Genomic DNA, 22,086 nt, shown 5'->3' on the forward strand with positions numbered 1-22,086 from the left:
CTAATTAACGTTGGTGGTGTTGAGTAAGATGTCTATTTCAGTACAACAGCCACCACAGCCTGTTCCTGCGGTTGTTATACGACTTAGTGTCGATAAATCCTGTACTTTATTGCTGGCGATCGTATCAATAAGTTGTTGTTTGGTTATTTGTTTACACACACAAACAATGTCAGAGGAGGCCAGCTTATCTTCGCCATTAAGGAACTGATGAACGCCAATATCGTTAACTTCATTACCAATAATATTTGCCGATGTGGTGCTGTAATGGTGGCTATTATGGGGATGAATAACCACTGAAGCTAGGCAGCGATTATTGTTAAATACCACAGCACGACGGCAATTGTGAGTAATGGCTCGTAAGTCGTGTTGCGTCGAGTGCATGAAGTGGGCCATTAATCTTTTCTCTAAAGCACTTGAACTCAGATTTGAGCTGATAAAATATTGATAACCTGCTGCTACTTTTTTACATACCCAATAGAGTGCTGTTGATGCACTAAGCTCAGTCAATGCGATTGTGGTGGTGGTAGTTAAGATAGCATCGGTGGTATAGGTGAGTGGTGATAGTTGAACGGCGGCCGCTTTATATTGTGGCTGTCCTGAAATCGGATCGCGTTGTTCACCAATGAGCGCGCAAACACTGCCTGCAGATGAAGTCTGTTGAGTCCAATGAATGGCGATAAATACCTGCTGAGGTTTAACATCGGTGGTAATACGCACTCGAAAAATAGCTTCGCCGTAGTGGCTGGTTACCGTTACTAATTGATTATCTATAACTTGGTAGTGATTGGCATCTGTTGGGTGTATTGATATCAATGGTTGTTGAATATGATCAGCCAGCGAAGCCGCAAGTCCTGTGCGTGTCATGGTATGCCATTGATCTCGAATTCTGCCTGTATTTAGTAATAAGGGATAATCCGCTGAAGCTTGACTTATCACTGGGCGATAAGGGGTTGCAATAAAACACGCCCGCCCATCTTGAGTAGGAAAAATACCGTCACTAAATAATCGCTGGTGGCTAATACCATCGCTGTTAATTGGCCATTGCTGAGGCAATAAATGGTCATAATCGTTAGCAGTTAAATGACATAGTCCGCTAAGATTCAGTAAACGTGGACTTTGAGTTGGGTGATTATTGGTTGCTGTTAATGCAACATGTTCGGCAAAGATTTGAGCTTCATTGATGTAATTAAACTGGCGTTCAAATCCCATTCTTTGTGCGACTTGAGTGATTATCCACCAATCGGGTTTAGCTTCGCCTTGAGTTGGAACTAAACGTCGTTGACGGGAAATACAACGCTCAGAATTGGTGACAGTGCCTGATTTTTCACTCCAACCTTGAGCTGGGAGTTTAATGGTTGCATGGCGTAGTGTATCGTTATTATCGACACAATCAGACACGATCACACACGGACATTGAGCTAATGCCTGATTGATTTTATTGCTGTTAGGTAAACTTGCGGCGGGATTAGTAGCGATGATCCATACTGCTTTTATTGATCCATTAGCAATGGCATCAAACATATCAACCGCTTTAAGCCCCGGCTTAGTCACCAGTTTATCGGTTTGCCAAAAATCACTGAGTAATTGCCAATGATCGTGGTGTTCAAAACTTAGGTGCGCCGCTAAGGTGGTTGCTAAGCCACCGACTTCACGTCCTCCCATCGCATTAGGTTGACCCGTAATAGAAAAAGCGCTCGCGCCGACTTTGCCAATTCTTCCTGTCGCTAAATGGCAGTTGATGATCGCATTGACTTTATCTGTGCCTGATACCGATTGATTTACGCCTTGAGAATATAGTGTCACAGTGCGTGAATGAGTGGCAAATAGCTGATAGAAAGTATGCAGTTGCTGCTCATTGATGCCGGTTAATTGGCTTACTTGTTGCAGATCTAAAGCGGTTGCCGTCGTTAATGCGGCCGTAATATTGTTGGTATGGGCATCGATATAATGTTGATCAACATAGTCATTGGTATGTAAGTAACTGAGTAAACCATTAAATAGCGCAACATCACTGCCAGGGGTAATTGAAAGGTGTAAATCAGCAATTTCACAACTGGCGGTATGACGCGGATCAATTACCACAATTTTAGTATTATGCTGTTGCTGTGCTTGTTTAAGGCGTTGAAAAAGTACTGGATGACACCACGCAAGGTTTGATCCTGTTAAAATCACTACTTCAGCAGCTTCTAAATCAGCGTAACAGCCAGCAACACAATCTTCACCAAATGCCCGTTGATGACCCGCGACGGCTGATGACATGCACAACCGTGAATTGGTATCAATATTCGCTGTGCCAACAAAGCCTTTTGCTAGTTTATTAATTACATAATAATCTTCGGTGAGTAATTGTCCGGAAACATAAAACGCAACCGCATCAGGACCATAGTTATCAATAATATTCTGAAGCTGATTTGCTGTTTCATTTAAAGATTGATTCCAGCTAACAGGTTTATTTAATATTTGTGGCGTTAGCATACGATTATTTGTGGTGAGTGTTTCTGATAACGTTAATGCTTTTGCACACAGTTTACCTTTATTAGTAGGGTGTTGTTCGTCACCTTTTATTTCTAGTTGACCATCATTATTAAACCGTGACTTTATTCCACAACCAACACCACAATAAGCACAGGTTGATTTTTTCCATGAGCTTTTTTTATTCATTGATGACGATTCCTTTTATTAATACAGCCACAATAGATGGTCATTAATAAATACAGCAACATATGTACCAATAGTCATTAAATATTTTCTGTGTTTGTTTTTTATTTATTAAGTATTTGATTTTAATTGTTATTGTTTTTTTTTGTTAATTTTCTTTAGCGCTATTATGGTTGGTTAATATTTATCATTAATCATTTTGGTGCAACAGTAGATTAATTCTGCACCATAACGGTGTTTATTGTTTTTAATATATTTTAAATAAGTTTTTCTTTGTTGGTAATTAATTGATATTTACTTTTTTAATTCAGGTGCTTGATGGTTTTATTTGTTTTTTAAATACAGGCTGGCATTAACATTGCTGAATAAATAACAGTCTCAAATAACAACTTGAAATAAAAATAAAAGTAATGATGATTTTAAAATAAGAGGTGAACAATGAAACCATTGCAGCCGCAACAATATTCGTTAGTGACTAATGACGCTGAGATTCAATGGTGTCAGGTAATACAATCGACGAATATTCAATATCAACTAGGAAGAGTGACGTTAGTCGGTGCAGGGCCTGGTGATCCTGATTTATTAACTTTAAAAGCGCTAAAAACCCTCGAACAAGCGGATGTGGTGGTTTACGACCGTTTAGTCAGTGCAGCGATTATGGCGTTGATTCCGTCACGCTGCCAAACTCTTTGTGTTGGTAAAGCCAAAGGTCAACCAAGCATAACTCAAGCTGGAATTAATCAGTTATTAGTGCGGTTAGCCCAACAAGGAAAACACGTATGTCGCCTTAAAGGTGGTGATGCGTTTGTGTTTGGTCGCGGTGGTGAGGAAATACAATATTTACGTCAGCATAGTATCAAGGTTGATGTTGTACCGGGTATTACAGCTGCTAGTGGTTGTAGTGCCTATGCGGGAATTCCATTAACCCATCGTGGTGTGTCTCAAGGGTGCACGTTAGTCACGGTTCACGCCGAAAAAGATCTTGATATTCAATGGCAAGCATTAGCCAATCTCAACCATACCTTAGTGTTTTATATGGGATTATCCAAAGTTGATCTGATCTGTCAGCAATTAGTGTTGGCAGGATTAAAGGCGGCAACACCTGCTGCAATAATAGAAAAAGGCTGCACTGCTGAACAGCGACTCATTAGCGCCACATTAGCGACTCTAACCGAGCAAGTTAACCGTCATCAAGTTTGCTCTCCAGCATTAATTATTATTGGTGAGGTGGTGAGTTTAAGTGACAGCTTAGCGTGGTATCAACCTCAAATGCATGCGCTGATGTCAATGAATAAACATCACCAGTTGGCATAAACACAGGGAGAATAACATGAATAAAAAGCGAGTGGTTATTGTTGGTAATGGCATGGTTGGGCATCATTTTATTGAGCAGGTATTAGCCCTTGATAGTGCTAATGACATCAGGTTGGTGACTTTCTCTGAAGAAGATCGCTTAGCCTATGACCGAGTGCAACTGAGTCATTATTTCAGTGATAAAACGGCGGCAGATTTAGCCCTTGTCGATGAGGTTGATTATCAACAAGCAGGGGTTGGTTACCATATTAATCAACAAGTGACAGCAATTGAGCGAGAGCATAAATACATTGTTACCGCTCAGGGGAAAAAGATTGACTATGATCAGTTGATCTTGGCTACCGGATCATACCCCTTTGTGCCACCGATTACGGGTAATGATGGTGAACATTGTCATGTCTATCGCACCATTAATGATTTAAAGGCCATTGCGGCATCAGGTAAAAACAGTCGAGTTGGGGTGGTGATTGGTGGTGGTTTACTTGGATTAGAAGCGGCAAATGCACTGCAAAATATGGCATTGGAAACCCATGTGGTTGAGTTTGCGTCGCAGTTAATGGCGGTGCAGCTAGATGAAGGCGGCGGCGCGGTATTACGGCAAAAAATTGAAGCATTAGGCGTACATGTCCATACCAGTAAAGCAACCGAGAAAATCGCAACTGGCGATCATTGCCGCTATAAACTTATTTTTGCCGATGGTACTGAATTAGAAACAGATATGGTGGTTTTCTCAGCAGGTATTCGCCCGCAAGACACGCTAGCAAAACAAGCGGGGCTGACAGTGGGTGAGCGTGGTGGTGTTGTGATTAATGATCAATGCCAGACCAGTGATGCTGATATTTATGCCATTGGTGAGTGTGCGTTATGGAATAACCGTATTTTTGGGTTAGTGGCACCGGGCTATAAAATGGCACGGGTGGCAGCGTCGACGGTATGTGGTATTGAGGCGGCATTTACGGGTGCAGATATGAGCACCAAATTGAAATTATTAGGAGTTGATGTCGCCAGTATCGGCGACGTTCATCATGATGTTGATGCCGCTCAAGTGTTTACTTTATCTCATGATATTGAGCAGAGTTACCAACGGATCATTGTTTCCAAGCAAGGTGATAAATTACTTGGTGCAGTATTAGTTGGTAATGTTGAACAGTATTCGCAGTTATTACAATTAACACTCAATCAGCAGCCATTACCAACCCCACCGTCGTTATTATTAATGCCTGAGGCGTTAGCGGCGAGTTCTCAATTGACAGCGAGTGATGATCTCCTTGGTGATGAGGTGCAAGTATGCTCATGTTTTGATGTGACGAAAGGCCATATTCGTCAAGCTGTTGCTAATGGTTGTAGCGATATGGCTGAGCTTAAAACCATCACTAAGGCCAGTACAGGTTGCGGCGGTTGTGCCAGTTTTGCTAAACAAATTATGCAAACTGAATTAGCAGCGTTAGGCCACCAAGTTAATCACCATTTATGTGAGCATTTTAGCTATAGTCGCCAGCAGTTAGCCGACATTATTAGAGTTAAAAAAATTAAAACCTTTAGTGCTCTATTAACTGAATATGGATCAGGATTAGGCTGTGATATTTGTAAACCGACTATCAGTTCAATTTTAGCTTCATTTTGGAATGATTATATTTTGGAGCCACAACATGTTGGCCTGCAAGACACCAATGATATTTATCTTGGCAACATGCAAAAAGACGGTACTTATTCGGTTGTGCCTCGTATTCCTGCGGGTGAAATTACGCCTGAAAAATTAATTATATTAGGTCAAGTCGCACAGCAATTTAAACTTTATACCAAAATAACCGGTGGTCAACGAATTGATTTATTTGGCGCCCAGTTACATCAATTGCCTCAAATATGGCAGTTACTGGTGGATGCGGGTTTTGAAACTGGACACGCCTATGGTAAATCGGTACGAACCGTAAAATCATGTGTCGGATCAACATGGTGTCGTTATGGCATGGCAGATAGCATGGCATTCGCAATCGATCTTGAAAATCGTTACAAGGGGTTACGTTCACCGCATAAGCTTAAGTTTGCCGTTTCTGGCTGTACTCGTGAATGTGCAGAAGCGCAATCAAAAGATATTGGCGTGATTGCTACTGAAAATGGCTGGAATTTATATGTTGCGGGTAATGGCGGCATGCGTCCACGTCATGGGGATCTGTTTGCCTCAAACATTGATAGCGATACTTTGATTCGATATATCGACCGAATTTTGATGTTTTATATTCGTACTGCCGATAGGTTGCAACGTACCTCTGTCTGGTTAGAAAACCTTGATGGCGGCATTGATTATTTACGCCAAGTGGTGATTGATGATGCGTTAACGATTAATGCTGAACTGGAGCAAGAGATGGTAACCAGTTTGAGTAATTATCAATGTGAATGGAAAACCACCCTTGAGTCACCACAAGAACTGCGTCGGTTTCAACATTTCATTAATAGTCGTCAACCTGATTTGGGGTTGGCTTATCACACTGTTCGTCAGCAACGTACGCCAATGACATGGCCTAAAAGCGCGGATTCGATTGCAATTGTTAATATTACTGAATAAGGATAAATAATGATTAATCAATGGATTACTGTGTGTGGTGAAAATGATTTATTCCTTGATGCGGGAGTTTGTGCGTTGGTGAATGGTCATCAGATAGCGTTGTTTCTATGTGGTCATAATAATAGTCTCTATGCGATCAATAATTACGATCCCATCGGTAAAGCAAATGTGCTGTCACGGGGTATTGTTGGCTCATTAAACGGTACAGTAGTGGTGGCGTCACCATTATATAAACAGCATTTTTGTCTTGAAAGTGGTCAATGTGTCGAGCGAGCTGAAACCTTAGTACCAACATATCCTGTGCGCCGTTATAACGGTAATGTTCAGGTGCAATTGATCGTTTCTTTACTGGGTGAATAGGGAACAATAATGTCGAATTATCATAAGTTTAATTTGTTCTCTTTTCACGGCAAGATGAAAATACTTCATATAAGTTGGCTGGCTTTTTTTATCACATTTATGGTGTGGTTTAATTTCGCCCCCTTGTTGCAAGCCGTAAAAACCTCGTTAGGGTTAACCACGGAGCAGATAAAAACCTTATTAATATTAAATGTCGCATTAACTATTCCAGCGCGAGTCGTGGTTGGCATGCTTACCGATAGATATGGCCCACGGCTTGTGTATAGTTTGTTATTGATATTATGTGCAATTCCTTGTTTTGTATTTGCTTTTTCAACCACGTTTATGCAAGCCGCCATTGCCCGTTTTGCGCTCGGTTTTATAGGCGCAGGGTTTGTGATTGGGATTCGATTAGTGTCGGAGTGGTTTCCCCATCATGAATTAGGCACTGCGGAAGGTATTTATGGTGGCTGGGGCAATTTTGGCTCTGCTGCTGCGGCATTTACATTACCGACGTTAGCATTATGGTTCGGTGGTGATGATGGTTGGCGTTATGCGATGGCGATAACTGGCGGGTTAAGCGTTATTTTTGGGGTGATATTTTATTGGACGGTGACGGATACTCCCAAAGGTGCAACCTATTATAAATCCCATCATGTTGGTGCTATGGAAGTGACATCGCGTGGTGATTTATGGCTATTAACTATCATGAAAATACCCATGTATGCCGCAATGGGGTTATTGGTGTGGAAGCTGTCATCGCCAGCGATTGGTATGTTAAGTGCTGATATTAGCTATGGTATTTATATCGCCTTAGTTGGGGGGTATTTATTTGATATTAAACAACTGTGGCGAGCTAATCAGCAAATGTTAATCAAACCTGTGCCAGCCATCCACCGTTATTCTTTTCGGCAAGTTGCGGTGCTTAATGTGTTGTATTTTACTACCTTTGGTTCGGAGTTAGCGGTGGTATCGATGCTGCCATTATTTTTTGCTGATATCTTTACCTTAACCCCTGTGATGGCGGGTGTGGTTGCATCTTCCTATGCGTTTATGAATTTGGTCTCTCGCCCTGGTGGCGGCTGGTTGTCGGATAGATTTGGCCGTAAATCAACTTTACTGATTTTAACTGCAGGTTTGGCTATCGGATATTTGTTGATGGCCAATATTAACGCCAGTTGGCCATTATGGAGTGCGGTATTAGCAGCAATGATATGTTCGTTCTTTGTTCAGTCAGGAGAAGGGGCTGTGTTTGCTGTGGTGCCATTAATTAAACGCCGCATGACAGGTCAAATTGCAGGCATGACAGGGGCGTACGGTAATGTTGGTGCGGTGTGTTATCTGACTATTTTATCGGTGGTTGAATACAGTACTTTTTTTGTCATTATTGCATTAACCGCTATCTTAGGTTTTGTGGCGTTATTGGCGTTGCAAGAGCCATCAGGCACAATGGCCGAGATCAATGATGATGGTAGCGTGACCTTAATCGATGTCAGTTAGTGGCATAACCGAGTCATTCAATAAGGAATATCATGACGGTAACTAATCTGTCGGTAGGTTATGGTGGTTATTCTGATGCAGGAAAAAAGCAGCAAAATCAGGATGCCTTTGCGGTGTTATCACCCTTAAAAACGCTAGAGTTACAACATAAAGGGGTGGTGGCGTGTATTGCTGATGGTGTTAGTTGTAGTCATCGCAGTTATATCGCCAGCCAATTAAGTGTTGTTCATTTTATTGAAGATTATTTAGCGACCGCCACCACGTTATCGGTTAAGCAAGCTGCTTCTTCGGTATTAAACACGCTTAATTCATGGCTATTTGATGATGGCCAGCAAGCAGGGTTACCGCAAGATGCGGCTGTGAGCTCATTGTCAGTGGTGATCATTAAATCCAATACCGCACATATCTTTCATATTGGTGATTGCCGAGTGTATTTATGGCGTGATAACAATTGTTGTTGCTTAACTCAAGATCACCGTCGCAATCATCATGATGGTCAACATTATCTTACTCGTGCACTCGGAATGGAGTCGCACCTTCAAGTGGATTATCAAACCATTGCGTTAAATGTCGGTGATAAGCTCGTGATGACCACCGACGGTGTGCATGATGTCGATGATATTGAACAATCAATTGCAGCAACTATGTCTATTGAACCGTTGTTATCTGACTTACAACAGCAACAGTGTTTAGAGCAGCAAGCGCGTCAGTTAGTCACGAATGCCCAGCAACAAGGAGTACAAGATAATGCCAGTTGTGTGGTGCTAGAGATTGTAGCGCTGCCTTTGCCTGCTGCTGATGAAATTTTAGCGGCGTGTCGTTATAAAACTATTTCTGCCGCACTAAATGTTGGGCAACGAATCGATCAATTTGTTATTTGCCGTATTCTTGATGTGGGCTGTAGAAGCCATATTTACTTGGCCAAGTCGAATGATGATAACAATTATTATGTATTAAAAATGCCATCGCCCAATATGGTTGATGATGTCCAATACCTTGATTGTTTTGTGCGTGAAGGTTGGCTAGGACGACAATGTCAGTTTGATGGAATAATGCCAATATTTAATCATAATGCCCAATCAGCGTTTCTATATCATGTGTGTGAATTTCTTGAAGGTTCTACACTGCGTCAATGGATGATAGATAATCCCAATCCACCTTTGGCGACTGTGCGAGTGATTGTTACTGAAATTGTGGCAGTGGTACGAACTTTACAACGACAAGGTATTTATCATGCCGATATCAAACCTGAAAATATTATATTAGGTTCTGATTTAAGAGTGACTCTGATTGATTTTGGCAGTGCGTGGATCAATGGCTATCAAGAGCTAGACTTAGCACAGACTCACTATCATCCTCGAGGGGATTTAAATTATCTCGCTCCTGAGTGTCATGCTGGTGGTAAACCATCAATGTTGAGTGAGCAGTTTTCAGTTGCGGTTGTTATCTATGAAATGCTAACCGGATCATTACCTTATCCACGTTTAACACCTCATAGTAGCGTACCTGTTGCTATCAAGATGAACTATACCGCACTCAACCATTATCGTGCAGATTTACCGTTATGGTTAGATGTAAGTCTCAAGAAAAGTTGTCATCCGTATGCGCAATATCGTTATCAAGCGCTTTCTGAATTAATCATAGCATTAACCACTCCCGCACCATTACCCACAATGATGCAACAGCCATTAATTGAACGTAATCCATTGCTGTTATGGCAATCGATTAGTCTAATATTATTGGTAATTATCATGCTACAAATTTTTGGGGTAATATAATAAATGTAAAACAGCGTAAAGTTGAGTAATAGTCGTATATTCGAAAAAATAGCTTTGCTAGTATTGTATTCCCTATGGGTATATATGGTGCTGGTTGGTCCTAGCGCATGTTGTTTAATGTTCTAGGAAGTAGATCATGATAAAACGAACAGTCATTTCAATGGTGGTGGTTACCGCATTAGTATCTGTTATTGCAGGCTGTGATAGTGGTTCAAAGGTCGCTGCTCACAAAGCTACTGCAGCTGCTGTACAAGTTGAAACCCAAACCATTAACGCGCGAACATTGGTTCAGCAAGTAACAGGCTATGGCGTGATTAATAGCAATAACGTTGTGACTCTAAAAAGCCAGCAAACTAATACAATAACTGCAATTTTGTTCAGTGATGGTCAGACAGTAGTAAAAGGGCAGCAGTTAGTGCAGTTAGATCCCCGTGTTGCCACAGCAAAAGTGGCTCATGATCAAGCATTATTGACGGCAGCAAAATCTACCTGGCAGCGTCAAACGCAATTAAGTGCCAAAGGCGTTATTTCTCGTAGCAGTTATGATGACAGCGAAAGTAGTTATAAGCAGGCATTAGCCCAGTTAGCACAAGATAAAACCTTGTTAGCCGAACTGACCATCAAAGCGCCGTTTGATGGCGTGATCAGCCAAACCGATTTCCATGTTGGTGATGTGGTCACCGTCGGTAATAGTATCGCTACTTTGTATTCCCCTCACCAACTCACGGTAGAATATCAACTACCAGCACAACAACGCTTAGATTATAAATTAGGCCAGCAAGTATTAGTACAATCGGAATTAGATCCTGCTACTAAGATTATTGCTACGGTGGACTATATTGCACCTAATACGGTAACGGGGCTGGTGACATTAAAAGCACAGTTACCGTCTGACGCACCATTCACGCCGGGACAAAACATCAAAGTTGTTCAAAAAACCCAACTATTACCTCATCAAGTGACGATTCCAACATCAGCGTTAATGATTAATATTCAAGGCGCACAGGTATTTATCGTGGTGGATAATAAAGCGCGTTTATGTGATGTTAAAGTTGGTGAATATTATGATGGCTATGTACAAATAGTTTCTGGTTTAGCAGCAGGAGATCAACTGGTTGTTAATGGACAAAATTATTTACGTACCGATCAAAAGGTCGAAATTGTTGATCCTAAACCGTTTCAACTACACTCGCATTCACAACCGCACTCAAAAGAAGGTAAAGCATGAAATTAACTGAGCTTTGCCTTCGTCGCCCAGTGCTATGTACTGTGTTGTGGCTCATTCCAGTATTTATTGGGTTACTGTTTTTTCAAAAATTACCGTGGCGTTATACACCCAAAATTAGCCAATCTAAAATTCAAATCTCAGTCCATGATAGTGCGCTTGCTGCACAAAATATGATGACTGAAGTATTGATCCCAATTCAAAATGCCATTGCTGGTACGGAAGGGATCAGCCATTTATCCGCAACGGCGCGCCAAGGACAGGGCAATATTATCATTGACGTTGCTGCCAGCGTTGATGACAGTAAAATTGATACCTTGGTAAGTGAGATCCATAATGATATCGGTAATATAGAAAGCCAGTTACCGGATGATATTTCTCCACAGGTGTCTAAATCTGATGATCTGGGCATGCCTGCAATGCTGGTTAGCTTAACCCCCGGACCACATCAAGCAAAATATGAATTTCATCAATATGCTATGGATACACTGTTGCCGCAGTTAGAGCAGTTACCTGCAACGGGCTCGGTGAGTGTTGCGCCTAATTCTGACCAATCAGTATTGATTACTCTAAATCCAGATAAAGTGCAGCATTACGGGTTAACTTTAAATAATGTGATCAACAAAATCGCCGATGTTGACAGTATAACGGCGCTAAGTGGGCAAACATCAGGGTCTCAAAGTCAATATCAATTGGTATCTACTGGGGCTATATCCAACCTTAATGATATTAAAAATACTATTGTGGCGATGTATGGACAACAACCGATACGCTTATCCCAAGTTGCAACGGTAATAATTGGTACGCCAAGCAGCCAGTTAGTATTAAGGCCGATGGTGGATTTCTCCAAACAAAGTGCAATGCTATTTATACTTAATCCTCAGTATACTGCCACGTCTAATCCATTGGTATTGTCACAACAAGTGCATCAATTGTTGAAAGCAACGACTTTACCTAGTGGTATGAAAGCCGCAGTATTATTGGATAAATCGACCTTTATTATCACTTCGCTTAACGATGTTTATGTTGCGATTGGGTTTGCGGTATTGCTGGTGGCTGGAGTGATTTGGCTATTTTTAGGTAATTTACGCATCGCGCTGATTCCGATTGTGACCATTCCGGTGTGTTTATCGTGCTCGTTTATTATTCTTAAATTGGCCGGGTTTAGCATTAATTCGTTAACGTTATTAGCAATGTTGTTAGCTGTTGGGTTGGTGGTTGATGATGCGATTGTGGTAGTTGAGAACGTGCATCGTCAACTGAGGCATCACTCATCAGTGCGTAAAGCGACCGTGATTGCTTGTCGTCAAATTGGATTTGCGATTATTGCAACCACACTGACATTGGCTGCCGTGTATATTCCGGTAGGGTTAGTTGATGGTATTACTGGGCAGTTATTTCAACAATTTGCATTTACCTTAGCGGGTACGGTAGTTATCTCTGGTGTAGTGGCATTAACCTTATCACCTATGATGTGCAGTAAAATGATAAATCATCAACCGCCAGGTTGGTTTGAAGTGTGGATCAATCAGCAGTTAACTCGGCTGGCTGGTGCTTATCAACGGTTATTAACCGTGACCATTGATTATCGTAAAACAACGTTAGTGGTGATGGTGGTGATTTTAGCTAGTAGTTATTGGCCATTAATGCAAACCCCTTCAGAAATGTTACCGACGGAAGATTCTGGACAAATATTTTTATTTCAACCGTTAGTGGGTAGTAGTGATGACACTAGCGAACAAAAAATGATTGATAACATGAATTATCAGTTACATCAGATCCCTGATATTGCCCACGTGGCGATTTTTTCGAGTAGTGATTTTATTCGTGGTTTTGTGACTTTAAAACCTTGGGATCAGCGTAAGTTATCCGCGCTAAAAATCAGTGAAATGATCAGTGCCCGCTTAAAAATAGGCGGTAATATTGTTTTTACAGGTGTCATCCCCACGATTGAAACCGGCGGTGGTCGCCGTGGTAACAGTAATGGTATTGATATTAATGTCAGCAGTAATGTTAATGAGCAAACACTGGCACAAGAAATGAGTGAGGTCACGCATAAGATTCAGCAATCACCGTTGTTTGATCATGCAAGAAGCGCATTAAAGTTCGATCAGAATCAATTTACTATTACTATTAATCGTGTGCTGGCTTCGCAATACGGTGTCTCTCTGCATAATATTCAGCAAGTATTGAAATTAGCCATGAGTGGTAAATCATTCAGTAATGATATGAGCTACCAAGGGACTAATTATCCACTGCATTTACAATTGGATTCCGCTTATACCTTAACGCCTGATGCGCTAAAACAACTGATGATCAGTAATAATAAAGGTACATTAGTGCCATTATCTGAGCTTATTACGATTAAAAATCAACTTGGGCCACGCTCACTTGAACAATATGATCGTGCTACCTCAGCTTCATTATCAATTCGATTAGCGGATGGTGTCAGCATGGGGCAGGGGATTAAGGCTTTAAATCAATTATTACCCAAGGTGTTACCTGCTAATGCGCGTTATAACTATGTCGATAGTGCTAAACAATATTTAGATGCAAACCATCAAATGCTGTTGGTATTTGTGGCGGCATTGATATTTATTTATATGGTGTTAAGTGCGCAATTTGAGAGCATGGTTGATGCACTGGTGGTGATGCTGTCATTGCCGATCACGTTATCGGTCGCGTTGTGGGCATTATATAGCAGTGACTACAGTTTAAATGTCTATTCACAAATAGGGTTAGTCACTTTAATTGGTTTGATTTGTAAACACGGCATATTAATTACTGAATTTGCCAATGAATTACAGGCACAAGGATTTTCACCGCGAGAGGCTATTTTAGAAGCGACTAAAACCCGTTTAAGACCAATATTAATGACCTCATTGACGATGATTTTAGGGACATTACCGTTATTATGCGAAACTGGGCCTGGTGCTAATGCCATGGGATCGCTAGGGATCATTATTATTGCCGGAATGGCGTTAGGTATTGTTGATCCATTATTTGTAGTGCCGAGTGTGTATTTGATGGTGCAAAAGCTAAAACGAACCAAGACTTCAGTCACGGCCTCTAGTATCGATTAAAACAGAGTTGCCACTGCGGTTGATTATAGCCGCGGTTTAGTGTTGTTAGCTGTTATTAATGATAGATATCTTGATACTTTCATTGTAGCTAAAACCAACTAGACTTTAAGCATTGGTATGGTTGTTTAAAGTCGATGTATTGGTATTAACACGAGTTCGTGAAATCGAGTTCTGACAACTGATTAATTTGTATAACTGTTAGCTTGTTTGTGCTTCATCAGAAAATAAACTTTGAATTGAATCAAGGTTTTTACATTGTTAGACAAGCAGTTACCATTGGTTGGTTGCAAATCAACCAAACGGTGCTTTATTTTTGTTGGTGAAAACGGCAGAATGAGCATAGATTTGAGCTCTGTCGCCTATTTGAACTAATTTTTGATAAAAGATATAGCAGTTTATCGAGTAGGTGGTAAGGTCTCACCGCATTCCGAATTCTTAAAGTAAAAGGTTACAAATATGTCTGATGTACCAGAGTCTGTTGCAAACGTTGCCGCTGTCGCTCAGCCTGTTGCTGAATCTTCAGGTTCTATCTGGGGTTATGTTGCAGCAGGTAGTGTAGCGTTATTGGTGCTAGCGGGTATCTTCGCTTACCGTAAAATAAATCAACCAGCATTTGTTATTAATCAGGTTCGTAAGAAAAACCTTAAAGAAATGAAAAAGCAGGGTACTGAAAACTCTGAATTTATGGTTGATATGGATCGCTTACTTGATTCTATTTTGCGCTATACAACTGAAAATAAAAAGAAAGGCTCTGATGTAGTGACCTTGCTGAAGCCATTGAATGATAAAGAGCGTATCAAAACGCCACGTGATATGTATCAATCAATGATCTTCATTGCTAATGACATTAATGATGCAGCACTGGCTAAAGATTTGAAAAACAAATCAAAGCAAGTGAAATCAAGCTCAGCATTGATGGCTGGTCTATTAAAGCGCGCAGGCATTAACTAATTTATTTTTAAGAAATACCACTATTTTAAAGGGCTGATTAATTCAGCCTTTTTTTATGGCTATTTATTATAACTATGCCGATTGTGGTTGCAGTTTCTTTTCAAAATCACGACGCACAATATCTAATGCTAATAATACTGTATGCGGATCAATCGCGTTATCTTCTAATAGGCAAATAAGATCAACCGCTAGTTTAATTTCAGCGGGGGCATTCTCTAAAGGTGATGCAGGGGCGTTACTCATCAATCAATCTCTGGTTTAGTGTTATTTAAGTGTAGTGTGTTCAAACTATACCTTGGCGATTAGCCTTTTCTTTCACGGCGGTTAATTTCATCTTCAAGCTTGATTAATGCAGCTTGGCAACGATTGATCCGTCCTTCTAATGCTAGAACTTCTTTTTGTAATTGTTGTTGTTCAAATTGAGAACCGCAACGATTAACTAATGACTCTTTATCGCGAAGCATCGATTTTAAACGGCGCTCCCAATCACGATGCTGATTCAAATCTTGGTATATTTGATTGATTGAACGTTGCTTACGTATTGCCTGTTTAGGCTCATTTTTACGAATGTGTTGCGTGGCAAATTCACGTTGTACAGCATGGATTTGGGCAACTAACTTTTCACAGACATGTTGCGTTCGTTCTGGTAATAACTTTCCCGTTTGTTGTTCTTTTTGAAGTATTGCTAATTCTTGAGCAATTTCTGCTACACAAGGCGCAAGCAACTTACTGCGATAACGAAATAATTGTTGATCAAATAATGGACGCGATGCTTCACCACGAATACGATCTGTTTCTGCTGCTTGATGTTGTAATTGTTCAACCAGCGAGTGAAGTCGAGAAAGATCTATCATTACAATACCTATCAATAGCGAAGGTTAAAACCACGCCTGCCAAGCTAATTTAGCCGCAAGAATAAAGACCACGCTAATAAATACGGGACGAATAAATTTAGCACCAAAATGAATAGCTGAGTGTGCACCGAGGTAAGCACCAATCATTAAGCACAGCCCCATTGTTAAACCTAATGCGATATTAACATGGCCTAAAATAATAAAGGTCACCAATGAGGTTATGTTACTGGTGAAATTCATCGCTTTAGCAAGTCCGCAAGCTCGCAGCATATCTAAACGATATAATACTAAGCTCGATACTGTCCAAAATGCGCCTGTGCCTGGCCCCGCTATACCATCATAAAAGCCTAAGCTGGAACCTTGCAGCCATTGTTGATATTTAAACTTGCGAGTCACTGCTGGCAGTTGGGTTTGATCAGGATTAGGGTGCGGATGCCACAAACTATAAATTGCTACCGCAAAAATGATCAAAGGCAGGACTTTTTCTAACCAAGCACCACTAATCAGGCTAACGATGATAGTACCTGCAACGGCACCAATAAATGTTGCCGCAAAAGATGCCTGCCAAAATTTAGGGTTGAACAACTGCTTTTTATAATAAGTCCATGCAGCTGTTGATGACGCAAATGTTGCCGCCAATTTGTTAGTACCAAGCGCAATGTGAGGCGGTAACCCAAGAGAAAGCAGGGCGGGAACGGTTAGCATACCCCCACCGCCTGCCACTGCATCTATAAAACCTGCAGCTAATGCAACAATACCAAGAATCAATAGCATACTTGGTTCAATCATATCAATCATTTAAATGCTTTGTATCACGGTTAAGATGAATTAGTTGTACTCAATAACGCGTTTAAATGGAGGCAAAGAATCAAGTAATGCTTTTCCATAGCGACGATTGATAATACGACGATCTAAAATAACCACTCTACCAGAATCGAGTTCTTTTCGCAGCAATCGGCCTACGGATTGAATCAGTTTTTTACTGGCTTCTGGAACCGAAATTTGTAAGAAAGGATTACCTCCACGGCTTTCTATATATTCAGCGTGTGCTTCTTCGACAGGTGAGGTTGGCACCGCAAAAGGAATTTTGGTAATAATTAGGTTTTTTAATAAATCACCTGGTAAATCAAGGCCTTCAGAGAAGCTACCGGTGCCAAATAAAATGCTTGGCAGGCCATTTTTACAATTATCTTTATGTTTTTTTAGAGTTTCATTACGTGATTCTTCCCCTTGAACCAGCAATTGCCATTTGTTTTTCTTTGCCAGTGGACGCAGTGCATCGGCGACTTTGTTCATCTGCCAATAAGAGGAAAATAACACTAAGCTTGCGGTTTCACCTTCAAGGTATTCGGGTAATACATCGATCAATAAATCGGTAAATTGTTCTGCTTGAGGCTCAAGTTTTAATGCAGGAATCACTAAGCGAGCATTGTTTTGATAATCAAATGGTGACGCTAATGCTAGAAAACGTGTTCCTTCAGCTTCTGTATCTGATATACCTGCTTGACGACAGAAGAAACTAAATTGATTTAATGCACGCAATGTCGCCGAGACTAAAATCGCGCCAGCAGCCCGACTCCATAATAATTGATCAAGTCGATAACCGACTTCTAATGGTGATACTTCAATGATGTAGTCATTTTCACGATCTGGGCTTTTTTCTATCCAGCGCGCAAGTGGCGCACCTTTTTTATGGTTTGGCTGTGCCATTAATGACCAAACTTTTTCTAAATTTTCAAGACGTTGCAAATAAAAACCAATTTCAGTAAGTGCTTGCTCACCTAAACGCGGAATAATGATGTTTTCTTTGGTGCGTTCAGCGATAAGATCTTGAATTTTACCTAGTGACTGTAGCGCTTTTTTACTGGCTTTTTTACAGCCTTTGGCTTCCTCTTCAAGCCATTGAGGCAATTCGCCATGTTCAAAGCGGTAAACGCCATCTTTGTTAAATGTGCTGGCATCAATATTATTGGCAATTTGATTTAAGGTTGGTACTAAATGTTGAATGTTGTCTTGAATCGCGTTTTGAAAACGATTTGATTTTTGATAATCGGCTAATTCTGCAAATTTAGACACAATTTGATTAAGCTTTTCAAGCCAAGCGGCAGCGCCTTTTAAACTTGAAGCTGCAGATGAAAAGTCACGCGCAACTTGAGGTAAATGATGGGCTTCATCAATCACATAAATGGTTTGTTCTGGTTCTGGCAGAATGACACCACCACCTAATTCAATATCTGCCATTAGTAGTGCATGGTTAGCAACAATTACATCTGCTTTATCGAGATGTTCACGTGCTTTAGCAAATGGACAGCTACGGTGCTTGGGCATACCCGCATGACAACTGTGTTTATCAGCCATGATTTGTTGCCACACTTTATCTGGAATCGTGGTTGGCCAACTATCGCGATCACCATCCCATTTATTTTGTTCGGTGGCTTTGAGCATTCGCTTGAGTAAATCGAGATCAGATTTTTTTGGCTTTTCTTCCCACATACCCAATTGCAACTCTTTATCGGTTGAACAACTGGCTTCTAATTTATGGTTACAACAATAGCGTTGGCGGCCTTTAGCAAGAATAAAACTAAACTCGCGCGGAAAAATTTGATTAAACAGTGGTAAATCTTTGGTAATCAGCTGCTCTTGAAGTGCCACTGTTGCTGTCGATATCAATAATTTCTTATTGTTGAATAAAGCAAAAGGGATTCCACCAATTAAATAGGCCAGTGATTTACCGATACCTGTTCCTGCTTCAGCCACCAGAATACGATTTTTTTTGTGGTATTCACCCGCCAGTGTTTTGGCAATTTCTGCGACTAAATAGTTTTGTGCGCGGCGTGGAATAAAATTATCAAGTTGATGACCGAGGTTGGTGTAACACTGTTTAATGTCGTTTTTGATGGTGTTATGCAGCATGACTGAAACTTCATAAATATCGGGAAATACATTATAGCATGAAGCGCTAAATGTGAGCGGTAACAATATTTACGCTATTTATGTTTTAAAGTGAGGTGTTGCTCACGATTTTTTACTTTCGTTACATTGAGTTTGTATTTATTTCAACTATGCCAATTTAAAATCCATTACTTAGCTGTGTAAATGGTTTTTTATGCTGTTATTTTTGGTTTATCCAGTTTGTTAGTAATGTGATTAACAGTTATTTACAGCTATTAAATAATTGTTAATTGCATATTTTTACTTATTTTAGTGTGATTAATATCTAGTTGTTTTTATATAAGCTATTGTTTTTGTGATGTGTTTTATGTTTTTTTATGTTTAATTTAGATTATTTGACAAAAATATTGAACTTCTGTCAGGATGTGAGCCATAAATTACTTCCTTTGTGTTTTAGTGTTTTGTTTTCTAATCAATACACATGACAGAGGAATATAAGGACAGGGAGCCTCAGGATTGAGGTTTACAACAATAAGAAAGGCAGTGGACATATCATGAAAAAAACTCTATTAGCGCTAGCAGTTCTAACTGCAGCTGGTTCTGCAAATGCTGGCATCAACCTTTACGATGCAAATGGCGTTAAAGTTGATCTTTCTGGTGCAGTTGAAGTGCAGCTTTACGACAACTTTGAAAAGCACGGCGATTCAACTATCCGTCTAGATGATGGTGATCTAGCACTTAACGCAACAGTTGCTGTGTCTGAGAACCTAAATGTTGTTTCTGGTACTGCATTCAAATATGAAAGCCGTGATCTACAGAACTACGAGCTATGGGCTGGTTTCTCTGGTGACTTCGGTACACTAACTTTTGGTCGTCAACTTCTAGTTTCTGATGATTCAGGTATCGGTAAAGATTACGAGCTAGGTGCTGGTCAGATTGACTGGGTACAAACTGAAGGTGATCGTGTTGCTAAGTACGTTTACGATAACGGTACTTTCTACACTGCTGTTTCTCATGAAATGGATAATAACCACAGCACAACGATCACTGATGGTCGTGTTGGTTTCCGTACTGGCGGTCTAGACATTCGCGCATACGGTTATGACGGTAAGCGTATCGGCCTTAAAGGTTTAGTTGAAAATGGCGAGCTAGCTGACGGTACACCAATTATCATTCCTGGTAAAGCTGGTGAGAATGTTCGTGGTTACAACCTTGAAGCACAATATGCAATGGGTGCAATTAACCTAGCTGCATCTTTTGGCCAAGTTGAATACAAAGCAGCTGATACTAAGATCACTGATAAGAAAATTGATCTTTACGAAATCAATGGTTCATACAAAATCGACAACACAACTATGGCACTTGGCTATGTTCGTGGCGAAGATAAAGTTGCTCACGGTAACGTAATCAACAACGTATACGCAAACGTAACGCAACAGCTGCACAGCAATGTACGTGCATATGTTGAAGTTGGTTATGCTGACGATAAGAAAGATTCACTAGAAGATTTCGGTTACGTTGCTGGTCTAGAAGTTAAATTCTAATCAAGCGTTAACGTAATGATTGATGAAGCCGCCTTTATTGGCGGCTTTTTGCTAAGGTGATTTTTTTGGATGAATATTGCTATCACGCATTAGTTTAATAGCGCTAGTGATAGCAATAAGCAGCCGATAAGACAAAATATATTAAGGATTAATAATGAAAAACACATTGTGGCTATTAGTGGCATTGTTTTCAGCGACGACCCAAGCGGCAACGTTATCAGTAGCGGATAAAATTGAGTTATTAGCGGTTGATGGTAAAGAAGTTAAAGCGCAAGGTTGGAACGCCGTTGATAGTGTTGAATTATCACCAGGTAAACACCAAGTGGTAGTGCGTTTTGATGGTGAGGTTAAGCGCGGTTCAAAATCAACTATTTATACCACTCGTCCGTATTTATTTGAGATTGATTTAGGCCACAAAAATGCTGAAATCACTCTGCCACGTTTAACCACTGAATCACAAGCGAAAGCCTTTTTTGAACGGGGTGCAAAGTGGCAATTAGCGATTGAAGGTGGGGCACTACAACCTCTTGGCGGTGTTGAATTGCAAGGTGAAGGTTTCGCGGCTTACAGCGATATTGAAGCACTTGTTGCTGCTTATAATAGCGATAATGGCATTGTGATAGAAAAAGGTAACGCGGTAGATTTACAACAAGTTGCGGTTAATGTTGATAATAAAACGGGTAAGGTAGAAATTACTGGAGATGCATTAACGCAATTAAAAATGTGGTATACCAAAGCATCCAATAACGATAAAAAAGCCTTTAAAATCTGGATGGCGGAAAAAGATTTTAATTAATCAATCTAGTTAATTGCTTGTAGATTATTATTGTAGTTATTTTGTAATAAAAAAGTAAAAGGCAACCGAAGTTGCCTTTTGTTTATTTGCTGGCTAAATATAGCTTTTAGCGATAATTAATCATGATGATAACGGCTATGCTCTCGACAAGCTTTGCATCGAGGTTGAGCGGGATCTTGCTCAAGATCGCTATACTCAATTTCTTCTTCACAATCGGCACATAAGCCATACATGCCTAATTTAAATGAGCATACCGCGGCATCCACTTTTTCTAATCGTATCGCCATATCAAAAAGGTTCGGTATAAAAGACGATTTAGCCATTACGATTAGATCATTAAGATCAGTGTTATTATCTGCAATAGTACTATCATTTAAATGATTGATTAACATTTCATTTTTTAATTTTTCAGCTAAAGATAAATATTCGGTCTCTAGCGGATACTGAAAATTTTTATAATTCATATCGGTCATAGCCATAGTGGTGATATTCAATAATAAAGTCAGGGTAATAATGTAATTACTAATGCTTTGATTGAGTGTTGTTATACTGCGGCTAAATAAAAATCTAATGCAGTACCTCTAAGTGT

General features: G+C 40.3%; 16 protein-coding genes. 10 read left to right on the forward strand and 6 right to left on the reverse strand.

What is annotated here, in order from left to right; translation table 11 throughout:
• A complete protein-coding gene (locus tag BTN98_RS02565) occupies positions 1 to 2,661 on the reverse strand; it encodes a nitrate reductase (protein WP_060997019.1) in 2,661 nt (886 codons plus the stop codon).
• A 435-nt stretch (positions 2,662 to 3,096) separates the two neighbouring features.
• Between BTN98_RS02565 and cobA the strand changes: the two genes are divergently transcribed.
• The 8 genes from cobA (at position 3,097) to BTN98_RS02605 (ending at position 15,411) form a co-directional block, all read left to right on the forward strand.
• A complete protein-coding gene (gene cobA / locus BTN98_RS02570) occupies positions 3,097 to 3,972 on the forward strand; it encodes a uroporphyrinogen-III C-methyltransferase (protein ID WP_082732102.1) in 876 nt (291 codons plus the stop codon).
• 16 nt (positions 3,973 to 3,988) lie between these two features.
• Positions 3,989 to 6,535, forward strand: a complete 2,547-nt coding sequence (nirB, locus tag BTN98_RS02575; protein ID WP_060997018.1) for a nitrite reductase large subunit NirB — start codon at positions 3,989 to 3,991, stop codon at positions 6,533 to 6,535.
• A gap of 12 nt (positions 6,536 to 6,547) precedes the next feature.
• Complete coding sequence (gene nirD / locus BTN98_RS02580; RefSeq protein WP_060997146.1) at positions 6,548 to 6,895, forward strand: nitrite reductase small subunit NirD; 348 nt, start codon at positions 6,548 to 6,550, stop codon at positions 6,893 to 6,895.
• Positions 6,896 to 6,904: 9 nt separating this feature from the next.
• Positions 6,905 to 8,374 (forward strand): NarK family nitrate/nitrite MFS transporter, encoded by a 1,470-nt coding sequence (locus BTN98_RS02585; RefSeq protein ID WP_060997017.1) that lies wholly within the window; start codon positions 6,905 to 6,907, stop codon positions 8,372 to 8,374.
• Between the two features lie 32 nt (positions 8,375 to 8,406).
• Positions 8,407 to 10,152, forward strand: coding sequence for a bifunctional protein-serine/threonine kinase/phosphatase (locus BTN98_RS02590; RefSeq protein WP_060997016.1), 1,746 nt, complete (start codon positions 8,407 to 8,409; stop codon positions 10,150 to 10,152).
• Between the two features lie 136 nt (positions 10,153 to 10,288).
• The gene (locus tag BTN98_RS02595) at positions 10,289 to 11,380 is read left to right on the forward strand and encodes an efflux RND transporter periplasmic adaptor subunit (RefSeq protein ID WP_231730624.1); all 1,092 of its coding nucleotides are present in this window, start codon (positions 10,289 to 10,291) and stop codon (positions 11,378 to 11,380) included.
• Positions 11,377 to 14,460 (forward strand): efflux RND transporter permease subunit, encoded by a 3,084-nt coding sequence (locus BTN98_RS02600; RefSeq protein WP_060997015.1) that lies wholly within the window; start codon positions 11,377 to 11,379, stop codon positions 14,458 to 14,460. The genes BTN98_RS02595 and BTN98_RS02600 overlap by 4 nt, the downstream gene beginning before the upstream one ends.
• 456 nt (positions 14,461 to 14,916) lie before the next feature.
• Positions 14,917 to 15,411, forward strand: a complete 495-nt coding sequence (locus tag BTN98_RS02605; RefSeq protein WP_060997014.1) for a hypothetical protein — start codon at positions 14,917 to 14,919, stop codon at positions 15,409 to 15,411.
• Between the two features lie 72 nt (positions 15,412 to 15,483).
• Here the strand turns inward: BTN98_RS02605 and rsmS are convergent, their stop codons facing one another.
• From rsmS to dinG, 4 genes are read right to left on the reverse strand one after another with little or no spacing between them, the layout of a single operon-like run.
• Complete coding sequence (gene rsmS / locus BTN98_RS02610; RefSeq protein ID WP_082732101.1) at positions 15,484 to 15,654, reverse strand: pleiotropic regulatory protein RsmS; 171 nt, start codon at positions 15,652 to 15,654, stop codon at positions 15,484 to 15,486.
• A gap of 59 nt (positions 15,655 to 15,713) precedes the next feature.
• Positions 15,714 to 16,265 (reverse strand): primosomal replication protein, encoded by a 552-nt coding sequence (locus BTN98_RS02615; protein WP_060997013.1) that lies wholly within the window; start codon positions 16,263 to 16,265, stop codon positions 15,714 to 15,716.
• Positions 16,266 to 16,289: 24 nt separating this feature from the next.
• On the reverse strand, positions 16,290 to 17,063 hold the full coding sequence (locus BTN98_RS02620; protein WP_060997012.1) for a TSUP family transporter: 774 nt from the start codon (positions 17,061 to 17,063) through the stop codon (positions 16,290 to 16,292).
• Between the two features lie 30 nt (positions 17,064 to 17,093).
• Complete coding sequence (gene dinG, locus BTN98_RS02625) at positions 17,094 to 19,178, reverse strand: ATP-dependent DNA helicase DinG (protein WP_060997011.1); 2,085 nt, start codon at positions 19,176 to 19,178, stop codon at positions 17,094 to 17,096.
• 533 nt (positions 19,179 to 19,711) lie between these two features.
• On the opposite strand from dinG, the gene BTN98_RS02630 reads away from it, so the two are divergent.
• Complete coding sequence (locus BTN98_RS02630; RefSeq protein ID WP_060997010.1) at positions 19,712 to 20,701, forward strand: porin; 990 nt, start codon at positions 19,712 to 19,714, stop codon at positions 20,699 to 20,701.
• A gap of 151 nt (positions 20,702 to 20,852) precedes the next feature.
• Entirely contained in the window at positions 20,853 to 21,497 is a 645-nt protein-coding gene (locus BTN98_RS02635; RefSeq protein WP_370738424.1) for a YccT family protein, read from the forward strand.
• Positions 21,498 to 21,613: 116 nt separating this feature from the next.
• Here the strand turns inward: BTN98_RS02635 and BTN98_RS02640 are convergent, their stop codons facing one another.
• Entirely contained in the window at positions 21,614 to 21,961 is a 348-nt protein-coding gene (locus tag BTN98_RS02640) for a TraR/DksA C4-type zinc finger protein (RefSeq protein ID WP_060997144.1), read from the reverse strand.
• Positions 21,962 to 22,086 lie beyond the last annotated feature (125 nt).

The sequence above is a fragment of the Photobacterium aquimaris genome, from assembly GCF_002954455.1.
GTDB classification, from domain to species: Bacteria; Pseudomonadota; Gammaproteobacteria; order Enterobacterales; family Vibrionaceae; genus Photobacterium; species Photobacterium aquimaris.